This window comes from Luteibacter sp. P1_D3, from assembly GCF_056406135.1.
The window spans coordinates 14,542-37,152 of sequence record NZ_JBFUAT010000022.1 but is presented as its reverse complement, the minus strand read 5'-3'; the positions used below and the strand labels follow the sequence as shown (position 1 = coordinate 37,152).

The 22,611-nt window shown below is 66.7% G+C and carries 25 protein-coding genes, 1 tRNA gene and 1 other RNA gene; 6 read left to right on the top strand and 21 right to left on the bottom strand.

Translation table 11 applies throughout. The features are described from left to right. Positions 1-3: 3 nt before the first annotated feature. The 14 genes from AC1DYM_RS14590 to AC1DYM_RS14525 all read right to left on the bottom strand — a co-directional run bounded on the left by AC1DYM_RS14590 (position 4) and on the right by AC1DYM_RS14525 (position 11,847). A complete protein-coding gene (locus tag AC1DYM_RS14590) occupies positions 4-363 on the bottom strand; it encodes a PilZ domain-containing protein (RefSeq protein ID WP_046968726.1) in 360 nt (119 codons plus the stop codon). Positions 364-400: 37 nt separating this feature from the next. Then, complete coding sequence (locus AC1DYM_RS14585; protein ID WP_477339490.1) at positions 401-1,363, bottom strand: PIG-L deacetylase family protein; 963 nt, start codon at positions 1,361-1,363, stop codon at positions 401-403. Between the two features lie 63 nt (positions 1,364-1,426). Further along, positions 1,427-2,362 carry a DNA polymerase III subunit delta' gene (gene holB, locus AC1DYM_RS14580; protein ID WP_477339488.1) on the bottom strand — a complete coding sequence of 312 codons (936 nt, stop codon included), beginning with the start codon at positions 2,360-2,362 and terminating at the stop codon, positions 1,427-1,429. Continuing rightward, positions 2,359-3,009, bottom strand: coding sequence for a dTMP kinase (tmk, locus tag AC1DYM_RS14575; RefSeq protein WP_477339486.1), 651 nt, complete (start codon positions 3,007-3,009; stop codon positions 2,359-2,361). The genes holB and tmk overlap by 4 nt, the downstream gene beginning before the upstream one ends. Beyond that, positions 3,000-4,028 (bottom strand): endolytic transglycosylase MltG, encoded by a 1,029-nt coding sequence (gene mltG, locus AC1DYM_RS14570; RefSeq protein WP_477339484.1) that lies wholly within the window; start codon positions 4,026-4,028, stop codon positions 3,000-3,002. The genes tmk and mltG overlap by 10 nt, the downstream gene beginning before the upstream one ends. Then, complete coding sequence (gene pabC / locus AC1DYM_RS14565; RefSeq protein WP_477339482.1) at positions 4,028-4,861, bottom strand: aminodeoxychorismate lyase; 834 nt, start codon at positions 4,859-4,861, stop codon at positions 4,028-4,030. The genes mltG and pabC overlap by 1 nt, the downstream gene beginning before the upstream one ends. Further along, complete coding sequence (locus tag AC1DYM_RS14560) at positions 4,858-6,204, bottom strand: aminodeoxychorismate synthase component I (protein ID WP_477339480.1); 1,347 nt, start codon at positions 6,202-6,204, stop codon at positions 4,858-4,860. The genes pabC and AC1DYM_RS14560 overlap by 4 nt, the downstream gene beginning before the upstream one ends. A gap of 5 nt (positions 6,205-6,209) precedes the next feature. Further along, the gene (gene fabF, locus AC1DYM_RS14555; protein ID WP_477339478.1) at positions 6,210-7,526 is read right to left on the bottom strand and encodes a beta-ketoacyl-ACP synthase II; all 1,317 of its coding nucleotides are present in this window, start codon (positions 7,524-7,526) and stop codon (positions 6,210-6,212) included. A gap of 149 nt (positions 7,527-7,675) precedes the next feature. Beyond that, positions 7,676-7,915, bottom strand: a complete 240-nt coding sequence (gene acpP / locus AC1DYM_RS14550; protein WP_046968734.1) for an acyl carrier protein — start codon at positions 7,913-7,915, stop codon at positions 7,676-7,678. Positions 7,916-8,101: 186 nt separating this feature from the next. Then, positions 8,102-8,845, bottom strand: coding sequence for a 3-oxoacyl-ACP reductase FabG (gene fabG, locus AC1DYM_RS14545; RefSeq protein WP_477339475.1), 744 nt, complete (start codon positions 8,843-8,845; stop codon positions 8,102-8,104). A gap of 26 nt (positions 8,846-8,871) precedes the next feature. Beyond that, entirely contained in the window at positions 8,872-9,822 is a 951-nt protein-coding gene (gene fabD, locus AC1DYM_RS14540) for an ACP S-malonyltransferase (protein ID WP_477339473.1), read from the bottom strand. 191 nt (positions 9,823-10,013) lie between these two features. After that, the gene (locus AC1DYM_RS14535) at positions 10,014-10,982 is read right to left on the bottom strand and encodes a beta-ketoacyl-ACP synthase III (RefSeq protein ID WP_477339640.1); all 969 of its coding nucleotides are present in this window, start codon (positions 10,980-10,982) and stop codon (positions 10,014-10,016) included. Between the two features lie 137 nt (positions 10,983-11,119). Then, positions 11,120-11,314, bottom strand: coding sequence for a 50S ribosomal protein L32 (gene rpmF, locus AC1DYM_RS14530; protein WP_046968738.1), 195 nt, complete (start codon positions 11,312-11,314; stop codon positions 11,120-11,122). Positions 11,315-11,331: 17 nt separating this feature from the next. Further along, the gene (locus tag AC1DYM_RS14525) at positions 11,332-11,847 is read right to left on the bottom strand and encodes a YceD family protein (RefSeq protein WP_477339471.1); all 516 of its coding nucleotides are present in this window, start codon (positions 11,845-11,847) and stop codon (positions 11,332-11,334) included. Positions 11,848-12,004: 157 nt separating this feature from the next. On the opposite strand from AC1DYM_RS14525, the gene AC1DYM_RS14520 reads away from it, so the two are divergent. Together AC1DYM_RS14520 and AC1DYM_RS14515 are read left to right on the top strand one after the other, a co-directional pair. Beyond that, positions 12,005-12,451, top strand: a complete 447-nt coding sequence (locus AC1DYM_RS14520) for a hypothetical protein (RefSeq protein WP_477339469.1) — start codon at positions 12,005-12,007, stop codon at positions 12,449-12,451. Continuing rightward, positions 12,452-13,036 (top strand): Maf family protein, encoded by a 585-nt coding sequence (locus AC1DYM_RS14515; RefSeq protein ID WP_477339467.1) that lies wholly within the window; start codon positions 12,452-12,454, stop codon positions 13,034-13,036. Here the strand turns inward: AC1DYM_RS14515 and AC1DYM_RS14510 are convergent. Then, entirely contained in the window at positions 13,004-14,587 is a 1,584-nt protein-coding gene (locus AC1DYM_RS14510; RefSeq protein ID WP_477339465.1) for an ArnT family glycosyltransferase, read from the bottom strand. The genes AC1DYM_RS14515 and AC1DYM_RS14510 overlap by 33 nt on opposite strands. 83 nt (positions 14,588-14,670) lie before the next feature. Here AC1DYM_RS14510 and AC1DYM_RS14505 point away from each other — a divergent pair, with 83 nt between their 5' ends. The 4 genes from AC1DYM_RS14505 to AC1DYM_RS14490 are packed head-to-tail and all read left to right on the top strand — an operon-like array spanning position 14,671 to position 19,211. Further along, positions 14,671-15,612, top strand: a complete 942-nt coding sequence (locus tag AC1DYM_RS14505; RefSeq protein ID WP_477339463.1) for an AAA family ATPase — start codon at positions 14,671-14,673, stop codon at positions 15,610-15,612. A gap of 23 nt (positions 15,613-15,635) precedes the next feature. Further along, complete coding sequence (locus AC1DYM_RS14500) at positions 15,636-16,568, top strand: DUF58 domain-containing protein (protein WP_477339461.1); 933 nt, start codon at positions 15,636-15,638, stop codon at positions 16,566-16,568. Then, the gene (locus AC1DYM_RS14495; protein ID WP_477339459.1) at positions 16,565-18,565 is read left to right on the top strand and encodes a transglutaminase TgpA family protein; all 2,001 of its coding nucleotides are present in this window, start codon (positions 16,565-16,567) and stop codon (positions 18,563-18,565) included. The genes AC1DYM_RS14500 and AC1DYM_RS14495 overlap by 4 nt, the downstream gene beginning before the upstream one ends. Before the next feature lie 43 nt (positions 18,566-18,608). Then, complete coding sequence (locus AC1DYM_RS14490; protein ID WP_477339457.1) at positions 18,609-19,211, top strand: Slp family lipoprotein; 603 nt, start codon at positions 18,609-18,611, stop codon at positions 19,209-19,211. Positions 19,212-19,252: 41 nt separating this feature from the next. On the opposite strand, the gene AC1DYM_RS14485 is transcribed toward AC1DYM_RS14490, so the two are convergent. The 6 genes from AC1DYM_RS14485 to AC1DYM_RS14460 all read right to left on the bottom strand — a co-directional run bounded on the left by AC1DYM_RS14485 (position 19,253) and on the right by AC1DYM_RS14460 (position 22,573). Continuing rightward, positions 19,253-19,597 carry a histidine triad nucleotide-binding protein gene (locus AC1DYM_RS14485; RefSeq protein WP_477339455.1) on the bottom strand — a complete coding sequence of 115 codons (345 nt, stop codon included), beginning with the start codon at positions 19,595-19,597 and terminating at the stop codon, positions 19,253-19,255. A 17-nt stretch (positions 19,598-19,614) separates the two neighbouring features. Beyond that, complete coding sequence (gene recR / locus AC1DYM_RS14480; RefSeq protein ID WP_477339453.1) at positions 19,615-20,217, bottom strand: recombination mediator RecR; 603 nt, start codon at positions 20,215-20,217, stop codon at positions 19,615-19,617. 19 nt (positions 20,218-20,236) lie between these two features. After that, complete coding sequence (locus AC1DYM_RS14475; protein WP_046968747.1) at positions 20,237-20,560, bottom strand: YbaB/EbfC family nucleoid-associated protein; 324 nt, start codon at positions 20,558-20,560, stop codon at positions 20,237-20,239. Continuing rightward, the gene (gene dnaX, locus AC1DYM_RS14470; RefSeq protein WP_477339450.1) at positions 20,557-22,269 is read right to left on the bottom strand and encodes a DNA polymerase III subunit gamma/tau; all 1,713 of its coding nucleotides are present in this window, start codon (positions 22,267-22,269) and stop codon (positions 20,557-20,559) included. The genes AC1DYM_RS14475 and dnaX overlap by 4 nt, the downstream gene beginning before the upstream one ends. Positions 22,270-22,360: 91 nt before the next feature. After that, positions 22,361-22,457, bottom strand: an RNA gene (ffs, locus tag AC1DYM_RS14465) — signal recognition particle sRNA small type. Positions 22,458-22,482: 25 nt separating this feature from the next. Beyond that, positions 22,483-22,573 (bottom strand) — tRNA-Ser (locus tag AC1DYM_RS14460). Positions 22,574-22,611 lie beyond the last annotated feature (38 nt).

Sequence of the window (22,611 nt, the reverse complement as noted above, 5' to 3'; positions counted from 1 at the left end):
ATGTCACATGGTCTGGGTCGGACGCTCGGAGGCGAGGGTACCGACGAGCAGGGCTTCGATGCGCTGACGGGCACCTTCGCTCTCGGGGGATTCGTTGAACTGGATGCCGACACCGGCCGTCCGGTTGCCCTGTGCGCCCACCGGCGTGATCCAGACCACGCGGCCGGCCACGGACAGGCGCTCGTTTTCGTCGATGAGGGTGACCAGCAAGGCCACTTCGTCGCCCAGGCTGTAGCGCTGGGCCGTGGGCGCGAACAGGCCACCGGTCTTCAGGAACGGCATGTACGAGATGTACAGGGAGTTCACGTCCTTGATCTTCAGCGAGAGGATGCCCTGTCGCGGCGAGGAGCTGGTGGCGTTCATGGACACGTGGAATCCCCTGGTTTGGACGTCATCCTAGCTACCCGGCGGCCCGGGCCACAAGCCCGACCGGTTCGGGATCCTCTCCGGCCCAGCCGTAACGGTCGTAGATCCAGGGTGTGGAGAGGTCGGCGGTGAGCTTGGCGAAGGCGGGACCCGGGGCGCCGCGCAGGGGTAGCACCCATTGCCCCCCTGCCCGCTCGATCGGCGCATGACGCCAAGGCCAGACCTGCACCCCGAACCCATCGGCAAGAACCAGGCGCAGCCGGGTGCGCGCCAAAGGGCCCGGACGCCATGGCAGGCGCAGCGCACCGGTGCCTGGCGCAGCAGGCGCCCGGTCGAAGCGTTCGGGGCGCGACGCCACGCCGAGCATGCGTTTGCGACTCAGGGCCATCTGCGTCGCATGCTCGAGCACGGCATCGATCTTGGTCGCCAGCCGCTCGGGATCGGCGTCAGGGACGATCAGGTCTTCCGGCGCGGAACGTTCCGTGCCGTGGACCATATAGGTGAGTACCTTGGCCATCGACCCCGCGGCCGACAGCGCCAGCCGGGCAAGCACGTGCGCCGAGCCGTGGTCGGGATGGCTGTCGCCCAGGTCGGGGATGACAACGAGATTGGGCCGTACCCGCTCGACGATGCGACGGACCGCGCCCACCGCCGCCGAGGTCCGCAGCCGCAGCTCATCCGTCACCTGCATGTCGTGCCACCCGAGCGCATGCAGATGCTCCGGACCAACGCCGAGCCGGCCCAGGGCCGCCGCCACCTCGAGTCGGCGTCGCGCACCCCAGCGAGCCCGGCCAGCGGCATCGATCACAAGGCGACGCTCCATCCAGCGCTGCGGCCAGGGATTGTTGTCGCCGTCGGTGAGAAGCAGCACATCGGCACGGCCGCCGGCGGCGAGCGTGCGCTGGATCAGCATGCCGGCGGCCAGCGACTCGTCGTCGGGATGGGGCGCAACGACAAGAACGCGGGTACTGCCGTCGATGACGGGGTCGCGGGACAAAGGCAGGTTCCTAGGGATCGCGGACGGTACGCCAATTAGGTCCGAACGCCCGATAAGACGGCGTCAACGCCAAGCGGCAAGCAGCTCGAGCAACAGCAGATCGACCCGCAGCGGCCCACGGAGGGCGTCCCTGGCGCGATTGGCCTTGCCGTACCAGGCGTCGAGCGACTCGTCGTCCATCTGACTCTCTAGCGGCGTGGCCTTGCCAGCGGCCCGGGCGCGGAGTTCGTCCGTCGCGGCCTGTGCAGCGAACCAGAGGTAGCGCGCCGGCTCGGCGGCCTGCCAGCGCTTCACCACTTCCATGGCATCGCCACGGCCAGCGGCCAAGGCCTTGAGATCGTGACGCACCTCGCCGCGCTGTTTCAGCGCGCCGTCCGCCGCCCAGGTCCGCGCCATGCCGGGATTGCCGCCCGCGGCATCGAGGGCCGCCTCGGCATCCTTCACGCCTTCGCCGGCAAGCCATGCCATCGAAATATCACGCGTGGGCACGAGGAAATCGACGCGCTGACAGCGACTGCGAATGGTCGCCGGCAAGCGTGCCGGCTCATCGGCGACAAGCACCAGCAGGGTCGCCTGGGTCGGCTCTTCGAGCGTCTTGAGCAGGGCATTGGCCGCCGCCGCGTTCATGGCATCCGCCGGATCCACGGTAGCGACCTGCCAGCCACCGAACTGACTGGACATGGCCAGCCGTGCGGAAAGGTCGCGAATCTGGTCGACGACGATCTCGCTACGCGTCACGCCGTCCTTGCGCAGGCCGAACGATAGCGCTGCGACATCGGGGTGCGTGCCGGCGGCGACCAGGTGGCAACTGCGGCAGGCCCCGCAAGGCGTGCCGTCGTGGGTCTGCTGGCAGAGCAGCCCCTTGACGAAGGTGGCCAGGAAATCGCGCTTGCCCAGGCCGGCAGGCCCCGCGAGCAACAAGGCATGGGGCAACGCATCGCGTTCGCGACGGGCCTGCAGACGTGCCCAGGCCTCGGCATGCCAGGGGCGCAGGCTCACGATCCCGCTCCGGCGAGCAGGCCGGACACGCCCTGGATGGCTTGTCCGAGGACTGCCTCCGGCGTCGCCGCTGCATCGAGAAGACGGAAGCGCGCGGGCTCCGCGGCGGCCCGGTCACGATAGGCGCCACGAACACGTTCGAAGAAGGAATCACCCTCGACCTCGATGCGATCGGCTTCCCCGCGACCGGCGGCACGCGCACGACCGGTGCTCACGGGCAAGTCGAGCAGCAGCGTGATATCCGGCTTGAGCGCCAGCGCCGCCCAGGCCTCGAGGGCCTCGATGCGTTCGACGGGCTGCCCCCGCCCACCACCCTGATAGGCAAAGCTGGCGTCGGTAAAACGGTCGCAGAGCACCCAACGGCCGGCGGCCAGCGCCGGCTCGATCACCTGGCGCACCAACTGGGCTCGCGAGGCGAACATGAGCAGCAGTTCGGCTTCCGCGCAAAGCTCGTTGTTGGCTGCATCCAGCACCACGCCGCGCACCGCCTCGCCCACGGTCGTACCGCCGGGTTCGCGGGTGACGACCAGATCCACACCCTGCGCACGCAGGTGCGCCTCGAGCCCACGCAGCAGCGTGCTCTTGCCGGCGCCTTCGCCGCCTTCGAGGGTGATCAGTCGGCCGCGCTGGAGTGTCGTCACTGGCATCGTTTCAATTGGTAGCAGGCAACGGCCCGGTTGTGATCGTCGAGATTCGCCGAGAAGACATGGCTGCCGTCGCCCTTGGCGACGAAGTACAGGTCCTTGCCTTCGACCGGATGCAGCGCCGCCTGGATGGCTGCGCGCCCCGGCAGGGCGATGGGCGTCGGCGGCAAGCCGACCCTCGTGTACGTATTGTAGGGGGTGTCGGTCGTGAGGTCGCTCTTGTGGATGTTGCCCGCGTAGCTCTCACCCATGCCGTAGATCACCGAGGGGTCGGTCTGCAGCAGCATGTGCAGTTGCAGCCGCCGGATGAAGACGCCAGCGATGCGCGGGCGCTCGTCCGCCCTGCCCGTCTCTTTTTCGACGATCGAGGCGAGGATCAGCGCCTCGTACGACGTGGCCAGCGGCAGGTCAGGCGCACGCGACGCCCAGGCGGCGTCGAGGGTCTTGACCATCGCCGCATGCGCACGCTTGAGGATGCTGGAGTCGGTATCGCCCTTGACGTAGGCGTAGGTCTCCGGAAGGAAGCGTCCCTCGGGATGTTCGCCTTCGTTGCCGAGGCGTTTCATCAAGACCTCGTTATCGATATCCGCCGTGTCGTGAGACAGCGTGTCCGTCGCGGCCAGCGCGCGGCGCAGGTCGCCGACGTTCCAGCCATCGACGATGGTGAAATTGCGCTGCATCACCTTGCCGTTGGCCATGTCGCCAATCAGGTCGCGCGGCGTCATGCCGGCGCGCAGCAGGTATTCGCCCGCGTGCAGGCGGCCCGACGCGCGCATCTCGATGGCCAGCACGCGCCAATAGAGCGGCGAGGCCCGGCTGGCACCGCGAGCGCGCAGGTCGCGCACGATGTCCTTGAACGAAGCACCGCGCGCCACGTCGATACACTGCCCGGCCACGGGCACGCTCAGCGGCGTGCGCGCAAAGCGCGACCAGTCGAAAACAAGCCAGCTACCCACGGCGATCGCCGCGACCAGCACCACCAGCAAGATGACCCGCCAGAGGGCGATGCCGCGCACTTTCATCAATCGGAATCCTTCGAACGGAACGGTAGCGGCAGGCCGATCCCGCACCAGTGCGCCTGCCAATGGCGGGTGACCGGGCCGGGCTGCCAGGTTCGGCCTGCGAAAGCCCGAACGGGAAGGATGCCCCGAACCGCCGACGTGAGGAAGACCTCGTCGGCCTCGAGCAGCATTTGCATCGACACTGGCGCGATCCCCACATCGCCCGTGGCGAGGATTTCCGCGCGCGCCACGCCCGCGACGCCGCAGCGATCCACCGGCGGCGTGACAAGGCGCCCGTCCCGCACGGCGAACAGATTGGCGGCCGTCGCACAGACAAGGCCACCCTGCAGATCGGCCATCAGGCCCTCCTGCCAGCGCGCATCGTCCCACTCGGAACGGGCGAGCACCTGCTCGAGGCGGTTGAGGTGCTTCATCCCCGCCAGCAGGGGCTGGTCGCCCAGACGGGTGTCGCACAGGCGCAGCGCGATGCCGTCGCGGTACCCGTCGGCGGCAAGGGACAAGGGACCCACCCCGATCACCGTCGTCGGGCTGACGAGGCCGGGGCGGGCGTACCCGCGCGGACCGAGGCCCGCGGTGAAGGTGATGCGCGCCACCGCGTCATCCAGGCCATCGGCCAGGCGCCGCACTTCGGCCAGCATGGCATCGGTATCCGGCACGGGAAGGCGCAGGCGCGCGGCCGATGCGCTCAGACGCTCGGCGTGACGCGACCAGAGCGGCACGACGTCGCCGACGACACGCAGCGTTTCAAACAGACCATCGCCGTAGGAGAGACCACGATCTGCCGCCTCCAGCCGGTCGGTACCAATGAAGTCGACCGACGTGCGCACGCTCATGCCACGCCGAAGATACGCAACAGGCCGCGCGCCTTCGCACGCGTCTCGTCGAGTTCCTTGTCAGGCACCGAGTCGGTCACGATCCCCGCCCCCGCGCGCAAACTGACCTGCGAGCCCTCGACCATCAGCGTGCGGATGAGAATGTTGAGGTCCATGTCGCCATTGTCGTCGAGATAGCCGATCGCGCCGGTATAGGCACCGCGCGGCTCCTGCTCGATGTCGCCAATGATTTCCATGCAGCGGACCTTCGGGCAGCCGGTGATGGTGCCGCCCGGAAACGTCGCCGCGATCACCTGCCCGGGCGTCACGCCTTCGCGCGCCCGGCCGCGCACATTGGACACGATGTGATGCACGTGGGCGTAACTCTCCACGACCATCAGTTCGTCGACTTTCACGCTGCCCGGCACGCACACCCGACCGAGGTCGTTGCGCTCCAGGTCGATCAGCATGACGTGCTCCGCACGCTCTTTCGGGTGCGTCGTGAGTTCACGGATGCGCGCCGCGTCGTCGTCACCGGGCACGCGCGGACGCGTACCGGCGATCGGACGCGTCTGCAGCACGCCATCGCGTGACTCGACAAGACGCTCCGGCGACGAGCTCACGATCGCCCAGGCCGGTTGCTGCAACATACCGGCGAACGGCGCCGGGTTGGCCTTACGCAACGCGGCCATCAGCGTCGATGGCGACGGCGGCTCGGCGAACCGCGCCGTCCAGCGCCGCGAAAGATTGACCTGGAACACATCGCCCGCGCGCAGGTGCTCGTGGATACGCAGCACACCGTCGAGGAATCGCGAGGGCTCGTCCTCGTCGACGACTTCGGGCAGTGGCAAGGCGAACTCGGGAAGAGGCACATCGAGATCGGCGGCCATGACATCCAGCCAGTGATCCGCACCCTCCTCCGCGATGAGGATCGTGCGCTGCTCGACATGATCGACGACGACCGCCGCTGGCGTACGCAGGGCGAAGGCGACGGGCGCCGCGCCGTTCGACGACGGCAGCTTCAGGCTTGGCTCGATCTGGCCGACCAGTTCGTAGGCGAGGTAAACGATCCAGCCACCGTGGAACGGCAGGCCGTCCTCGACACGTGGATGGTGTCGCGTTGCCCAGGCGGCATCGAGTGCATCGAGAAACGTGCCGGGAACGATCTCGCCCGCCGCATCGCGAACGAGCATGTCCGCGCCGAGCGTCAGCGACGCATCGCCGGCAACGAAGAGCATGTCGAAGCGCGACTGTGGTGTGCCGGTGACCGCGCTGGCCAGCAGCGCGGGATAGCGCGCCGGATACGACGCGGCCGGCGCGAGGAGATCGCGCCGGCCGGCCAGGGTTCGCGTGACGAAAGCCACGCCGATCAGACGCGACGGAAGACGAGCGTACCGTTGGTACCGCCAAAGCCGAACGAGTTCGACACGACGATGTTGAGGTCCGCCTTCTCCGCCTTGTTCGGGACGAGGTCCATGCCGAGCGCCGCGACTTCCGGATCCACGTCGACGAGGTTCATCGTCGGCGGCATGATGCCGTCGCGGATAGCCATGACCGAGAAGATCGCCTCGACACCGCCGGCAGCGCCGAGGAGGTGACCGGTGACCGACTTGGTCGAGCTGACCGCGAACTTGCCCTTCGCCGTGGCATGGTCGCCGAACACGTTGCGGATGGCCTTGGCTTCGCCAAGATCACCCACCGGCGTGGAGGTGCCGTGCGCGTTCACGTACTGCACCTCTTCCGGCATGATGTGTGCATCGTGCAGGGCATTGCGCATGGCAAGCTCCGCGCCATCACCGCTGGGCGAGGTGATGTGATACGCATCGCCGCTCATGCCGAAGCCGACCAGCTCAGCCAGGATGTTGGCGCCACGCGCCTTGGCAAATTCGTACTCTTCGAGCATGAGCATGCCGGCGCCATTCGACAGCAGGAAGCCGTCGCGACCGATGTCCCACGGACGGCTGGCGTGCGTCGGATCGTCGTTGCGCGTGGACATCGCCTTGGCCGAGCAGAAGCCCGCCATCGCCGTCGTCGTCGTCGCATGCTCGGAACCACCGGCGAGCATCGCGTCGGCGTCGCCGTACTGGATCAGGCGCATGGCCATGCCGATGTTGTGCGCGGCCGTCGTGCATGCCGAGACCAACGCGATATTCGGGCCCTTCAGGCCGAAATAGATCGACAGGTTGCCGGCCACCATGTTGATGATGGAGCTGGGCACGTAGAACGGCGAGACCTTGCGCGGCCCCTTCTCGTTCAGCTCGATCGCGGTGGCTTCGATCGTGTGCAGGCCACCGATGCCGGCGCCCGCAGCGACGCCGATACGACCGGCGTTTTCTTCGGTCACGACCAGACCCGACTGGCGGAACGCATGGGCGCCAGCAACGATGCCGTAGTGGATGAACGGGTCCATCCGCTTGAAGTCTTTCGCAATGGAGCGACGTTCGTCTTCCAGCGCCTTGATGCCCGCCTCGTCGGTCGGCGTCGGAACGCCGTCGAAGAAGGCGTCGGCCGCAACGAAATTGCGGACTTCGCCCGCGATGCGGGTGTTGTAGGCGCTGGTATCGAAATCGGTGACAGGGCCGATGCCGCTGTTACCTTCGACGACATTCTTCCAGGCGGTGGCGACATCGTTACCGACCGGCGAGAGAATCCCCATGCCGGTAATTACCACACGTCGTTTACTCATGCGTTTGTTTCCTTAGCACTTTATGCACGCAACCATACGCGAGCGCAGGTTACGAAAAGCGGAAACGAAAACTGCGCCTATAGGCGCAGCTTCCGTGTCGCTCGGAGATCGACGGGAGGCAAGCCTCCGATCGACAACCAGTCGCTCGATCAGGCCTTGACGTGGGCCTTGATGTAATCGACCGCCTGCTGAACCGTCGTGATCTTCTCAGCTTCTTCGTCCGGGATCTCGCACTCGAACTCTTCTTCGAGAGCCATCACGAGCTCAACGGTATCCAGCGAATCGGCGCCCAGATCGTCCACGAACGACGCGTTGGTGGTGACTTCATCTTCCTTGACGCCCAGCTGCTCGACGACGATCTTCTTAACGCGTTCTTCGATGGTGCTCATGTTGCCTTTACCTCCCGAGGGAAAATTCCGGCGGCATTGTAGTGGCTAAGGACTTGGCCCGCCAACACACTGCCGTCACGTGGATGACGCCCGGTTTTTCTTAGGCCGGGCGCGAAACGATGATTGTCTCTCAAAAACGGGCCGCTGGCGACTGCCGTCGACCCTGGCCGATGAAGGCCTTGCCCGTCAGGGCATGTACATACCGCCGTTGACATGGAGCGTCTCGCCGGTGATGTACTTCGCCGCGGGCGAGGCCAGGAAGGCCACCGCTTCGGCGATGTCGTTGGCTTCGCCCAGATGACCCAGGGCAATGCCGGACAGGAGCGCCGTACGCTGCTCTTCCGGCAGCGAACGGGTCATGTCGGTATCGATGAAGCCCGGCGCGACCACGTTCACCGTGATGCCGCGCGAGCCAATCTCACGGGCCAGCGATTTGGAGAACGCGATGATGCCGGCCTTGGCCGCCGCGTAGTTGGCCTGGCCGGGATTGCCGGTGACGCCGACCACGGAGGCGATGCTGATGATGCGGCCCTTGCGCGCCTTCATCATGCCCCGCATCACCGCCTTGGACGTGCGGAACACCGAGGTCAGGTTCGTCTCTATGATGGCGCTCCAGTCCTCTTCCTTCATGCGCATCAGGAGCTGGTCGCGGGTGATACCGGCATTGTTGACCAGGAGGGAAACCGCACCGGTCTCCTTGGCGATGCCGTCGATCAGGGCTTCAATGGCTGCCGGGTCGGTCACGTTGAGCACGCGTCCGTGGCCACCATGGGCGGCAAGGCGCTCACCAATGGCCTGTGCGCCGGACTCGGTGGTCGCGGTGCCGAACACCGTCGCACCGAGTGCGGCGAGCCGGTCGGCGATCGCCGCGCCAATGCCGCGGCTGGCACCGGTGACGAGCGCGATCTCGCCCTTGAGGGTCTGGGTCATGGGGATTCCTGTCATAACGGGGAAAGTCAGGCGCTGGCGAGCGCGAGCGCGGCGTCGAGCTCGGCGGGCGTGCCGATCGGCTTGGCCTCGACCGACTTGTCGATGCGCTTGATCAGGCCGGAGAGGACCTTGCCCGGACCGCACTCCAGCGCCTGCGTGATGCCGTTCGCCGCCAGTGCCTGCACGCACTCGGTCCAGCGGACCGGCAGGTAGAGCTGGCGCATCAGCGCGCCGCGGATGTCCTCGACGGAGGCATGGATCTGGGCATCGGCGTTCTGGATGACCGGGATCGACGGCATCGACCAGGCAATGGCTGCCATCCGCTCACCGAGCTTGTCCGCGGCATCGCGCATCAGCATGCAATGCGAGGGTACCGACACAGCCAGCTTCACGGCCTTCTTCACGCCGAGCTCGGCCAGACGGGCCAGGGCGCGGTCGACGGCCTCGGCATGGCCGGCGATGACCAGCTGACCGGGGGAATTGAAATTGGCGGGCGCGACGACCTGGCCCTGGGCGACTTCCTCGCAGACCTGGGCAATCTGGGCATCGTCACCACCGAGGATGGCGGCCATGGCACCCACACCGGCCGGGACAGCCGCCTGCATCAGGCGACCACGCTCGGCGACGAGGCCAGCGGCGTCTTTCAGGGAAATCGCGCCAGCGGCGACCAGGGCGCTGTACTCGCCGAGGCTATGCCCGGACAGGTAGGCCGGACGCGCACCACCCTGCTTCACCCAAACGCGCCATACGGCGACGCTGGCGGCCAGCAGCGCTGGCTGGGTGTTCTCGGTGCTGTTGAGGCGCTCCTCGGGACCGTTCTGGCTCAGCTCCCAGAGATCGATGCCGGCACCTTCGGAGGCTTCGTCAAAGGCCGCACGGACCTCGGGATGGGCTGCCGCGAGTTCGGCGAGCATGCCGACGGACTGTGAGCCCTGACCCGGGAAAACAACGGCGAGCGAGGCGCTGGATGCGGTCATGCGAGAGGTTTCCGGAACGTCAAACCGCGAATGGTGCCAGCAACTTGGGGGCGAATGCACCATTCGCAGGCGTGTGGTCTGCTGGCCAACCTCGCTCTGGGTAGGAGCCGATTCATCGGCGATGGGTGCTTGCGGGCACCCGGGCCCGCTTCGCGGGATCGCCGATAAATCGGCTCCTACCCCAGCAGGGGTCAATATCGAAGCAACGCCGAGGCCCAGGTAAACCCGCCGCCGAAGGCCTCGAGCAGCAGGTTCTGGCCCCGCTTGACCTTGCCCGAACGCACGGCGTAGTCGAGCGCCAGCGGCACCGAGCCCGACGAGGTGTTGGCGTGCTTGTCCACCGTGACGATGACCCGGTCCATCGACATGTTCAGGCGCTTGGCCGTCGCTTCGATGATGCGCAGGTTCGCCTGGTGCGGAATCAGCCAGTCGATCTCGTCTTCCTTCATGCCGGCATCCGCCAGGGTCTCGCCGACCAGCGAATCGAGCGTCTTGACCGCGACCTTGAACACTTCGCGACCCAGCATGTTGATCTTCACACCGTGGTTCGGCGCATCGGTGAAACCGGCGGACACACCGACCGGATTGAACAGCAGATGCTTGAAACCACCGTCGGCGCGCATGCGCGTGGTGAAGATGCCCGGCTCGTCGGAGGCTTCCAGCACGACCGCACCCGCGCCGTCACCGAACAGCACGCAGGTTTCGCGCTCCGTCCAGTCGACCATGCGCGTGAGGGTTTCAGCGCCGATCACCAGGGCTTTTTTCGACTGGCCGCTGCGCACGAACGCGTTGGCGATGCCCAGGGCATAGACGAAGCCCGAGCAGGCGGCGTTGACGTCGAAGGCGGCACAGCCATTCGCACCCAGGCGGTGCTGCACGAGGCAGGCCGTGGAGGGGAAGATGAGATCGGGCGTCGTCGTGCCGATGATGATCAGGTCGATCTCGGATGCCTTGACGCCGGCGGCCTCGAGGGCGCGCTGGGCAGCAAGGAAGGCAAGGTCGCCGGTGGTCTCGCCGTCGGCCGCGTAATGGCGCTCGGAGATGCCGGTGCGCGTGCGGATCCATTCGTCGGTGGTCTCGACGATTTTTTCGAGGTCGGCATTGGTCACGACCTTGTCGGGAAGTGCGCTGCCGGTACCGATGATGCGGGCGTATTTCAGAACCGTTCCCCTCGTCAGGGCGGACTCGCCCGGGCGGCGATGGCCCGGGGCCGGAGGTGCGCGTGGCCCTAAGCCACAAACGCAAAACGGCGCGTTACCGCGCCGCCTGCGTCGTGATCATCCCTTACGAAGGGAGATCAGTCTTCGATTTCAACCGCACCGCGGGTTTCGATGACCTTCTTACCACGGTAGAAGCCATCCTTGGTCACGTGGTGACGCAGGTGCACTTCGCCGCTGGTCGGATCGGTCGACAGCTGAACGGTCGTCAGCGCATCGTGCGAACGACGCATGCCACGGGTGGACGGGGTCTTGCGGCTCTTGGCAACTGCCATGACAAATCTCCAGCGATTTACTTTATGAGTCCGCGGAGCGCCGCGAACGGGTTTTCAGACGGATCCGGCGAGGGTTCTTCTTCCTCGTCGGCACCAACGATGTCGTCAGGCAACTCGTAGTCCGGATTGACCGGGACCAGGGGCAGCGCCAACAGCAATTCATCTTCGATCGTCGCGACCAGGCTGAGCTTTCCATCCTGTTCGATGAGCAATGCCTCGTAGCCCGGGGGCAACGCGGCTTCCTCCGTTTCTTCGACGATCAGTCCGAGACGTGTATCGATCTCGACCAGGAGCACGAACGGTTCGAGCGAACGCTGACAGATCACGGTCAACGGCGCTTTCGCACGGACGGCCACATAGGCGATATTGAACTCGTCGCGACCGAAGTCCAGCTCGTAGGTTACGTCGCCTTCGGGCGACGCAATGACTTCACCGAGGCGGGCAAAAGCCGACACGGGAAGCGAGCCCTGGAACGAACGCCGCGCACGAACTTCGCGCCAAGCGTCCACGGACGATGGCAAGGTCACGGACATAATCGGGAAATGGTAGGCATCAACCCACCTGAAGTCAACCGGTTAGCGAGTGCAAAGCGTAGCGGCGCGCGGTTTTGCGCAGCCCGGGCGCTTTCGTGCAGACTCGCAGGCCAGGATGTAGTTTGCCGCAGCACACCCAACAGGGGGAAGAGCTAGCGTGTTTTCTTTTGCTTATTATGCACTTGCGGCCATCATTGTGGCCGCTATCGGCCTTTGTGCCTGGGCCGTGGCCCAGCAGCGGACGCGGCGACGCCATGGCGCGATGAAGGACCTGCTCGATAATGCCGACCGCCTAGAAGCCGATCTCAAGGATTGCCGAGACCGTCTTCAGCGCGCTCACTCAGTAATGTCGGTCAGTCCCGACGTGCCCGCCGCAGGTGAAGTCGAGGCTCAGCAGGCCGTGGACTCGGGCCTGCGTGCCCTGCTCCAGCAACGCCTGTGGATCCGCGACCGGGCGCCCGAAGCCAGTCAGCGCGAGCTCGACGAGGCGGTCGACGGCCTCGTGAGGGCACGGCATCAGCTCGAGCCGCGCCTGCGCGCCCTCGACGATGCGCAGACCGCGCTCGATACGGCAGTGCGTGAGCACATCCACAAGGAATTCTGAGTGGCCGCACAGCCCGTCGTCATCCTCGCTTCCACGTCCGCCTACCGCGCCAGCCTCCTCCGCCGTCTGCTGGACCGGTTCGAACAGGCGTCGCCGGGGACCGATGAAGATCCGCTGCCCGGTGAAGCGCCTGCCGCACGCGCGGCCCGACTGGCCGAAGCCAAGGCTCGCGCGGTTGCCGCGACGCATGCAGGCTGCGTGGTGATCGGCTCGGACCAGGTCGCTGATCTCGACGGCACCGTGCTCGACAAGCCGGGCACCGTGCACGCGGCGCACAAGCAGCTCGCCGCCAGTGCCGGACGCGAGGTCGTCTTCCATACCGCCGTCTGCGTCATCGATACACAGGGCACGGCCGCCCTCCATGTCGACGAAACGCGGGTACATTTCCGACCGCTGTCGACGCAGGACATCGAGCGTTACGTCGAACGCGAGCGCCCGCTGGACTGCGCCGGAAGCTTCAAGTGCGAAGGACTGGGCATCGCCTTGTTCGAACGGATCGTCAATGAAGACCCGACCGCCCTGATCGGCTTGCCGCTCATCGCCACCTGCCGCTTACTTCGCGACGCCGGCATCCCCCTGCCCTGACGAACCGGATACAGGCGTGATCGAGGCCTGGTAAGCCTCACGCCAGACGACGCAATCATCGGGGGCGACACGCGGGCTCGGGACAGCTCGTGCCGTGGCGTCGTACAGCGCGAAGCGACGGCGCCCATCGAACAGATCGAGACGCAACCGCGACTCGCCGACGTCGATCCGCGAGCACACCGAGGCAAGCCAGTCGCGCTTTTCGCGTTCGCGCAACGAGGTTTCGTCGATCACCAGCAACACACGCTGGCCCGCGCGCCTCGCCAGACCCGATTCGTCGATGCCCCACGCAGCCAGCTGCGGTGCGCGGCCATGCTTGGTATTCAGTGGGCTATCGAGCGAATACACCACGCGGTCAGCACCGAGGGCAAAACGCAGCTCCGCCGCCAACATGAAATTGTCGGCGACGACGAGGGCCGAGGGCTCCCTTGCCAGCGCCGCGCGCACGGCCTCACTGCTTTCACGCCAGCCGGTGAAATTGGAAGGAAAGGCCTTCGCGCCCGCGAGCACCCGGGCACCGTTCGGCGATGCGGCCAGGCCGAGATACCCCAGGCCCGCGAGCAGGCCCACGCCGGCGACCACGAACCCCGCGAGCACAAACCGGCGCCAGCCACGCCCGGCGCTCGCCAGCAAGGAAGGCACGACCGCGCAGAGGAGCACCCATCCCGGCAGCGGCCAGTGCACACGAAAACGGACGTCGTCGGCGAACAGACCGAGCACGAAGTACAGCACGACGAAACTGCCGGCGACGGTCGCTATCACGTCGAACGGCGCCTGGTCACGACGGCGCCAGGCCTGCCACAAGGCCCACATGAGCACGACCCAGGCCAGCGGCGTGCACGCACCGGCCTGCTCCAGCGGCTGGACCAGTGCATCCGCATGGAAGCGCCAGGGATTGCGCTCGACCAACTGGAACGCCAGACCCGCGCCCCGCGCGGCAAGGTTGTAGATCACCAGGGGGACCAACCCGAGCGCCGCCACCGCCATGGCCAGCCACAGGCCGGGCCGCTTCCACTGCAGGCGGCCTCGCGGGGTCGCCAGCAGGAACAGCAAACCCGCCAGCATCGGCATCGCGGCGCGATAGTGCGTCATCCAGGCGAGGGCCAGTCCCGTGCCGAGCAGGGCCCAGTCGCGGCGGCGGTTCGTCGCCAATGCCGCCAACAATCCCTGTGTGGCGAGGACGATGGCGAAGGTCAGCGGCACATCGGGCAGGGCCAGCACGCCCATGCTGCCGACCAGCGGCAGGAGCAAGGCGAACGTCGCCGCCTGCCATCGCGCCGCCTCGCCACCGAAGCGCCGCGCGATCGCGCCGACCTGCCAGGGCAACACGCTGCCGATAAGCAGGAACGGCAAGCGCATGGACAGAAGCGCGTGGCCGAAGATGCCCTCGGACACACCGATCAACCAGGCTGTCAGCGGCGGCAGGTCGCTGTAACCCCAGGCGGGAGCGAGGCTCTCCTGCCAGTAGAAGGCCTCGTCACCGAAGGGCGACAAGGTGGCCGCTATGACGACTTTCAGCAGCAAAGCCACGACGAAGATGATGAGGAACATGCCTCGCCACGATCGCGTCGCCGCCGCTACACTGGAACGCTCAAACATCGACATTGCCAGGCCTGGGGGCACACGCATCGATCATGTCAGCGACCACTCCGCTCAACGATGAAATGCTCCGGCACCGCCTGGACGGCGCACTGGCCCAGGTGAATGGCGTGCTGCTCGGCAAGCCGCGCCAGGTCAAGCTGGCCTTCACCTGCCTCATCGCCGGCGGCCATCTCCTTCTCGAAGACGTGCCCGGCGTAGGCAAGACCACCCTGGCGCACGCGCTCGCCGCCACGTTCGATCTCGAATTCCAGCGTATCCAGTTCACCAGCGACCTCCTGCCATCCGACATTATCGGGGTCAGCGTCTACGAGCGCGAGACGGGTCAGTTCCGCTTCCACCCGGGCCCCATTTTCACCAGCCTGTTGCTCGCCGACGAGATCAACCGCGCGACACCGAAATCGCAGAGCGCCTTGCTCGAGGCCATGGCCGAGGGGCAGACGACCGTCGATGGCGTGACCCACGCATTGCCCCGGCCGTTCTTCGTCGTCGCCACGCAGAACCCGCTCGATCTGGCTGGCACCTTTCCGCTGCCGGATTCGCAGCTGGATCGTTTCATGTTGCGTCTGAGCCTGGACTATCCCGATCCCGCCGCCGAGCGTGCGTTGCTGATAGGCGAAGACCGCCGCGAGCTGATGGCCTCCCTGAAACCGCGTCTCGACGTCGCGGCGATCGGCCAGCTGCATACCGCCGCGCAGGCGGTGAAGGTCAGCAGCACCCTGCTCGACTATCTCCAGGCCCTGCTCACGGCTAGCCGCAAGCACAACGAAGTTCGCGTCGGCCTTTCCCCTCGCGCCGGGCTCGCCCTGCTGGCCGCCTCGCGTGCCTGGGCGATGATCAGCGGGCGCGACTACGTCATACCCGAAGATGTCCAGACGGTTTTCGTGCCAACGGCGGCGCATCGCCTGGTGCCGGGTCGGGGCAGTCACCGGGAGGCGATCGCGAGGGCGATTCTTGCCGAGACCGCGGTGCCCTGATGCCGCCAGCGGGGGAACGGATCGTGGCGTGGGCAGAGCGCAAGCTGCCGTCGCTGACGCGGATGCGCAAACGCGAGCCCTTGCCGATCCTGCTGCATCGACGGCGCATCTACATCGTGCCGACGGCCTTCGGCCTCGGCTTTGCCGTGCTGCTGGCCGTGATGCTGATTGGCGCGCTGAACTACGCGAACAACGCCGCGCTCATGCTCACCTGCCTGCTCGGCGCGGCCACGGCGGGAAGCATGCTGGTCGCTTTCCGCACTCTCAACGGCGTCTCCGTCGGCGGCTTGCGTGCGGGCACGGCTCGCGCAGGCGAAGCGATTCGCGTCTCCCTCGATATCGCCGCGAGCCAGCGCGAGCGCATGGCGATCCGGCTCGATGTCGCCGACGGCGAACACGTCGTCGTGGTGGCCCCTGGCGCACCGACCGCCATCGAGTTTGCGCTGCCCACCGATTTCCGTGGCTGGCTGTCTCTTCCACGCATGCGGATACATACGCGTTGGCCGCTCGGCATGTTCCGCGCGTGGAGCTGGCTCAACCCGGACAACCCGGTGCTCGTCTATCCCCGCCCGGAACCGCTCGGCCCGACGCCCTTCGAACCGGAGGGCGACGCCGACCGTGGCCGTCCCCGCGCTGGCGACGAACTGGCCGCCCTGCGCGACTATCGCCCCGGCGACCCGCGCCGGCAGATCGCCTGGAAGCTCAGCGCACGTCACCACGGCCTGCTGGTGAAGGACCTGGAACAGCCTGCGCCGAAGGAAGACTGGCGCCTGGACTGGGACAGCATGCACGGCCTGGATGACGAGTCGCGCATCTCCCGCCTCGCCCGCTGGGTCGACGAAGCCAAGGACTCTGGACGACGCTGGAGCCTGCGCCTGCCGGACGGCTATTTCGATATCGCCCAGGGCGACGAGCACTACCACCGCTGCATGACCGCGCTGGCGCTGCGGCCATGACGCGCTTTCGCCTGTCGCTCACCCGCGCGCCGGTCGACGAGCCCCTGCTCGCGCCGCGCCCGTTCGACCTGCTCTGCCTGACCATGGCCAGCGTGCTCGTCGTCCACGCATTGCACCTGCCGTGGTGGCTAACCCTCACGCTCGCGGTCGTGCTCGCGGCGCGCTGGCGCCAACGCAGCACCGGCGGACGCCAGGCGCCGTTCTGGATCAAGCTGCCCCTGATCGTTCTCCTGCTCGCCGTCGTCATCGCGTATTACGGCACGCTGTTCGGCCGCGAACCCGGCAGTGCGTTTGCCGTCGGCCTGCTTGTACTGAAGATGCTCGAGAGCGAGCACCGTCGCGACGCGCGGGTGGCGATGGCTTTTGCCTGTTTCGGCCTGATGAGTGCCCTGCTCTTCAACCAGGGCCTTGCTGCCACCGTCATCGTCGCCCTGGGCCTGGTGCCGGCCGTCGCGACGCTGCGCTCGCTCGAGACGGTCGATCCGGCGGCACTGCCCCTGCGACGCGAACTGCTGCCGGTGTTAGTGACCTTGCTCGCCGCCGTCCCGCTGGCGGCTTTCGCCTTTGTCTTCGTGCCGCGCCTGAATTCGCCCCTTTGGGGCGCACCCACCGCCGACAAGTCGGTTACCGGCCTGTCCGATCGCATGGCGCCCGGCGAGATGGCCGATGTATTGACCGACGACACGCCCGCCATGCGCGTGACGTTCGACGGCACCCCGCCGATGAACGCAAGCCGCTACTTCCGCGCATACACCATGACGAACTTCGACGGGCAGAGCTGGAGTCCGGACTACGACATCAACACACGCCAGCCAAGCCTGATCGAAGGCAAGCCGCGCTTTACCTACGAGATCACGCTCGAACCGACGCGCCAGCGCGTGCTGCCGTTGATGGACATGCCCATGGCCGCGCCGGCCGATGCGAGGCTGCGCAGTGACCGTACTGCCGTGGCGGATCGCCGGGTCGACGAGGTCTATCGCTATCAGGCCTCGGCGACCGTCGACTACCGGCTCGATACGACCCTGGACCCCCGACAGCGCCGGCAGGCGCTCCAGCTTCCTAACGGCATCGGCCCGCGAGCTCATGAGCTGGCCACGAGCTGGGCCAGCCATTACGGCAACGATCACCTCGCCATCGCGCGGGCCGCACTTGCCATGTTCCATGATGGCGGCTTCCGGTACACCCTCGCGCCGGCACCGCTCGGCCGCGATCGCATCGACGACTTCCTGTTCCAGACACGCGAAGGCTACTGCGAACACTTTTCCTCCACCTTCACCTTCCTGATGCGCGCCGCTGGCCTTCCGGCGCGAGTGGTCACCGGCTACCAGGGCGGCTACTGGAACAAACTCGGCTCGTACCTTCTCGTCCGTCGCGCCGACGCACATGCCTGGTCGGAAGTCTGGCTGGAAGGCCGTGGATGGGTACGCTTCGATCCCACCGGCGCCGTGCGTCCGGAACGCGTCAGCCTGGGCGCCGCAGCCGCCGCGGCCGCCGGCAACAGCAGCGACGGCGGCCTCTTCGACATCGCCTGGCTGCACAATGCACGCGATCGCTGGGATGTGGTCAACCAATGGTGGAACCAGGCCGTTAACGGCTTCGATGCGCTTCGTCAGGAAGGCATGCTGCAACCGTTCGGCATCCGCCGGACGGAGGTCGGTGATCTTGCGATCATCCTGGCGGTGGGCTGTGCGCTACTCGTCGGTATTGCCCTTGGCTGGGCGATGTTCCAACGACGTGAAGGCGATGCCTTGGACGCGTGCATGAGACGTCTGGAACGAAAGCTCGCGCGCGCCGGGGTGACTCGACGGACCGGTGAAGGTCCGCGACACTTCTTCGCACGCGCTGCCCGCTCGTTGCCTGCCGAACGAAATGGCTTGGAAAGGTTGAGCCAGCTCTACTTGTGGTCGCGTTATGCCTTTGACGAACCGCCGCCTGAATCACTCAGTGAATTCCGGCAGCGGGTGAAGGAATTAAAGGTGCGCCGCGTGGTCAAATAAGGACATGGCATCGGCCGTGTCCGGTGCCTCTGGGAGATGTGACATGTCCATGTACAAATCGCTGGTGATTGCCGCCGCGACGCTGGCCCTTGGCGCATGCGCCACGGTGCCGCAGCCGCTGCAGGGCCAGTTCAACGACGTCTCGACGTCCGGCGCGCAACAGGGCGGTGCCCCGGGCGCGAAGGTTCGCTGGGGCGGCGAGATCATCAAGACGGAGCCGGGTCCTCAGCAGACCTGCTTCTTCGTCCTGTCCGAACCGCTCGACGACGAAGCCCGACCGACGGCGAGCAAGTCCGACAGCCAGGGCCGTTTCGTGGCCTGCCGCGACGGCTTCTACGATCCGGAAGTCTTCACCCGCGGTCGCGAGATCACGGTGACGGGTACGCTGCACGGCGCCGTCTCGCAGAAGGTCGGCGACTTCGATTACGCCTACCCGCGCGTCGAGGCCGATGTCGTCTACCTGTGGCCCAAGCGCGTACCGATCCAGCGTTATGGGCCGGGCTTCTACGACCCGTTCTGGGGTCCGGGCTTTGGTCCGGGTTGGGGTGGCTACGGTTACGGTGGCTACGGTCCCTGGGGCGATCCCTACTGGTACCGCCCGCGCACGATCATCGTGCGTCCGCCTCCGGCGCCACGCGGTCATTGATGGACAAAGAAAAAGCCGGCGCAAGCCGGCTTTTTTTTCGCTCAGCCCGGGGGCCAGGTCATCTGGCGGCCGGCGAGCAGGTGCACGTGGATGTGGAAGACCGTCTGGCCGCCGTGCCCGTTGGTGTTGATCACCGTGCGGTAGCCGTCCTTCGCCAGCCCCTGGGCCCGCGCGAACGCCGCGGCGGCGAGGAGCAGCTTGCCTAGCACCTCGGCATCGCCGGGGACGGCGTCGTCCAGCGTGGCGATCGCGCGCTTGGGAATGAACAGTACGTGCACCGGCGCCTGCGGATTCAGGTCACGGAAGGCGAGCACGTCATCGTCCTCGTAGACGATGTCGGCGGGGATCTCGCGGCGAACGATCTTCGCGAAGATCGTGTCGGTCATGAAGACTCCTGGGAAGGTCAGCCGACCGACTGCCGGCTGCCGAAAGCATGGGCGAGCGTGCCGCGGTCGACGAACTCGAGTTCGCCGCCCAGGGGCACGCCGTGGGCGAGACGGGTGGCGCGAATGCCGGCGGCCTTCGCCAGCTGGCCGATGTAATGCGCCGTCGCTTCACCTTCCACCGTGGGATTGGTCGCGATGATCATCTCGGCGACATCGCCCTCGCCCAACCGTTCGACCAGCAGGGGCAAGCCGAGCTCATCCGGCCCCAGGCCGTCCAGCGGCGAGAGACGACCGAGCAGCACGAAGTACTGGCCGCGGTAACCGGTCGCGCCTTCGATGGCCGCGAGGTCCGAAGGCGATTCCACGATACAGAGCACCTGGGCATCACGACTCGGACTCGAACACAGCGAACACACCGGCGTTTCGCTGAAGTTGCGACAGCGCGTGCAGTTACCCACGTCGCGCATCGCCGACTCGAGCGCCGCCGCCAGGCGAAGGCCACCCTGCCGCTCGCGTTCGAGCAGCTGGAAGGCCATGCGCTGGGCACTCTTCGCGCCGACGCCCGGCAGGCAACGCAGGGCATCGATTAGTTCGCCGAGAAGGCGGGAGCCGTTAGTCATCGTGTGACGTAACGCCCTGTCAGAACGGCATCTTGAAGCCGGCGGGCAGGTTCAGCCCGGCGGTGACGCCACCCAGCCGCGAACGGCTGATTTCGGCGATCTTGTTCACCGCGTCGTTCACCGCGGCGGCGACCAGATCCTCGGCCATTTCCGGATCGTCGGCGAAGGCCTGGCGATCGATGTGCACCGCGCGCACTTCGTGGCCGCCCGACATCGTCACGGAGACCAGACCGCCACCGGCGGACCCGGTGACTTCCGTCTTGGCGAGTTCATCCTGCGCACGCTTCATGTCTTCCTGCATGCGCTGGGCTTGCTGCATCAGCTGACCAATTTGACCTTTCACGTTCCTGGCTCCACGGGTTTGATCGATTGCGGAATGACGCGCGCGTCGAATTCGCGCTTGAGCGTCTGTACAAAGGGGTCGGTTTCCATCGAGGCGACCGCATTGGCTTGCGCGTCGACCTGCGCCTGGGCCCGGCGCTCCGCCGGCGTGCCCAGATTGCCGTGATCGGCAATGAAGCGGATGCGAATGCGACGACCGAGCGCCTGGGACACCTTTTCTTCCATCTGGCTGGTCAGTGGTTCGACGGCCAGATGCATGTGCGAGGGCTGCAAGGCCAGCACCATGCCTTCGCCGTCGAGTTCACGCAGCGAGGAATTCTGCGCCAGCTGGCCGATCGGACCGCGCAGATTCGCGCGCTCGATCACTTCGTGCCAGTCGGGCAGGCCGTTGGCATCGAGGACCAGTGGGCCCTGCGCTGCCACCGGTGCCGGCGCAGCGACAGGCGCGGCGACCGGCGGTGCGGCGGGCGCCGGGCGCGACGGAGCCGGTGCAGGCGCCGGGGCGCTCGCGACAGGCACTGCCGGGGTAGGAAAGCGCGACGGGGCGACAGGCGACGGCGCGGGCATCGCGGCACGGGCCGGCGCGGGCACGGCAGCCCGAGGCGCGGACGGCGCGGCACCCTGCCCGGCTTCCGCCGGACGGAAGGCGAACATGCGCAACAGCGCCATCTCGAAGCCGATCCGCGCATCCGGCGCCAACGGGAGTTCCCGGCGGCTGGTGGTAGCGATCTGGTAGTAGAGCTGGACGTCTTCAGGTGCGAGGCGATTGGCGATCTCGGTCAGGCCAGCGTCACCCTCTTCCTCGCGATACCCCGGCACCAGCTGGATCAGCTGGATGCGATGGAGCACGGTGGCAAGATCGTCGAGCACGCCGGCGAAGTCGGGCGAGTACGAGGCGATGCGGTCGGCCTCGCCCATCAGCGCCGCGCCGTCGCCGGCAGCAAGCGCCTCGATCACGCCCAGCACCTGTCCRCGTTCGACACTACCGAGCATGGCGCGCACGTCGGCCGCACGCAGGGCACCGCCGCCGTAGGCGATGGCCTGGTCCAGAAGCGACAGGCCGTCGCGCAACGAACCGTCCGCGCCATGCGCGAGCTCGCCGATGGCCTCGTCTTCGTACTCGATGCCTTCGGCGGCAAGGATATGGCGCATCTGGCCGGAGATCTGCTCCGGCAGCAGGCGCTTGAGGTTGAACTTCAGGCAGCGCGACAGCACCGTCACCGGCAATTTCTGCGGGTCGGTCGTGGCGAGCAGGAACTTCACGTGCGGCGGCGGCTCTTCCAGGGTCTTCAGCAGCGCGTTGAACGCCGGCTTGGAGAGCATGTGTACCTCATCGACCAGGTAGACCTTGAAGCGCCCGCGCGACGGCGCGTACTGGGCGTTTTCGATCACCTCGCGGACATCGTCAACGCCGGTGTTGCTGGCCGCATCGATCTCGAGGAGATCGACGAAGCGACCGGCGTCCACGGCCGTGCAGACCGAGCACTCGCCACAGGGATCGGCCGATTCACCGCGCTCGCAATTGAGCGACTTGGCGAAGATGCGCGCGATCGTGGTCTTGCCGACGCCGCGGGTGCCGGTGAAGAGATAGGCGTGATGCATGCGCCCGGAGTCGAGCGCGTTCGTGAGCGCGCGGACCACGTGCTCCTGGCCCACCAGTTCGGCGAACTTGCGCGGGCGCCACTTGCGTGCGAGGACCTGATAGGACATGCGTATTACCTTGGGACGACGGTGGATTGTGCCAAGGACCCGGGACGGGTGAAAGCGCGGCCCGAAAAGCGCGGCCCTCAAAAGGCGATGACCCTGCCAGCCACACCCCGGCACCCGAGTCGTCCGCTACCGTTGCTTCCTTCCGGACCTGGCGGAGTTTACGGACTATCGTCGCGGGGGGACCGACAGGGTCACCATAAAGACGTTTGAAACTGGCGGAGAGAGAGGGATTCGAACCCTCGATACGTTATTAGCGTATACACACTTTCCAGGCGTGCTCCTTCAACCACTCGGACACCTCTCCACTTACATCCTCTTCCCCGGCTTCCTGTCCGGCAAAGA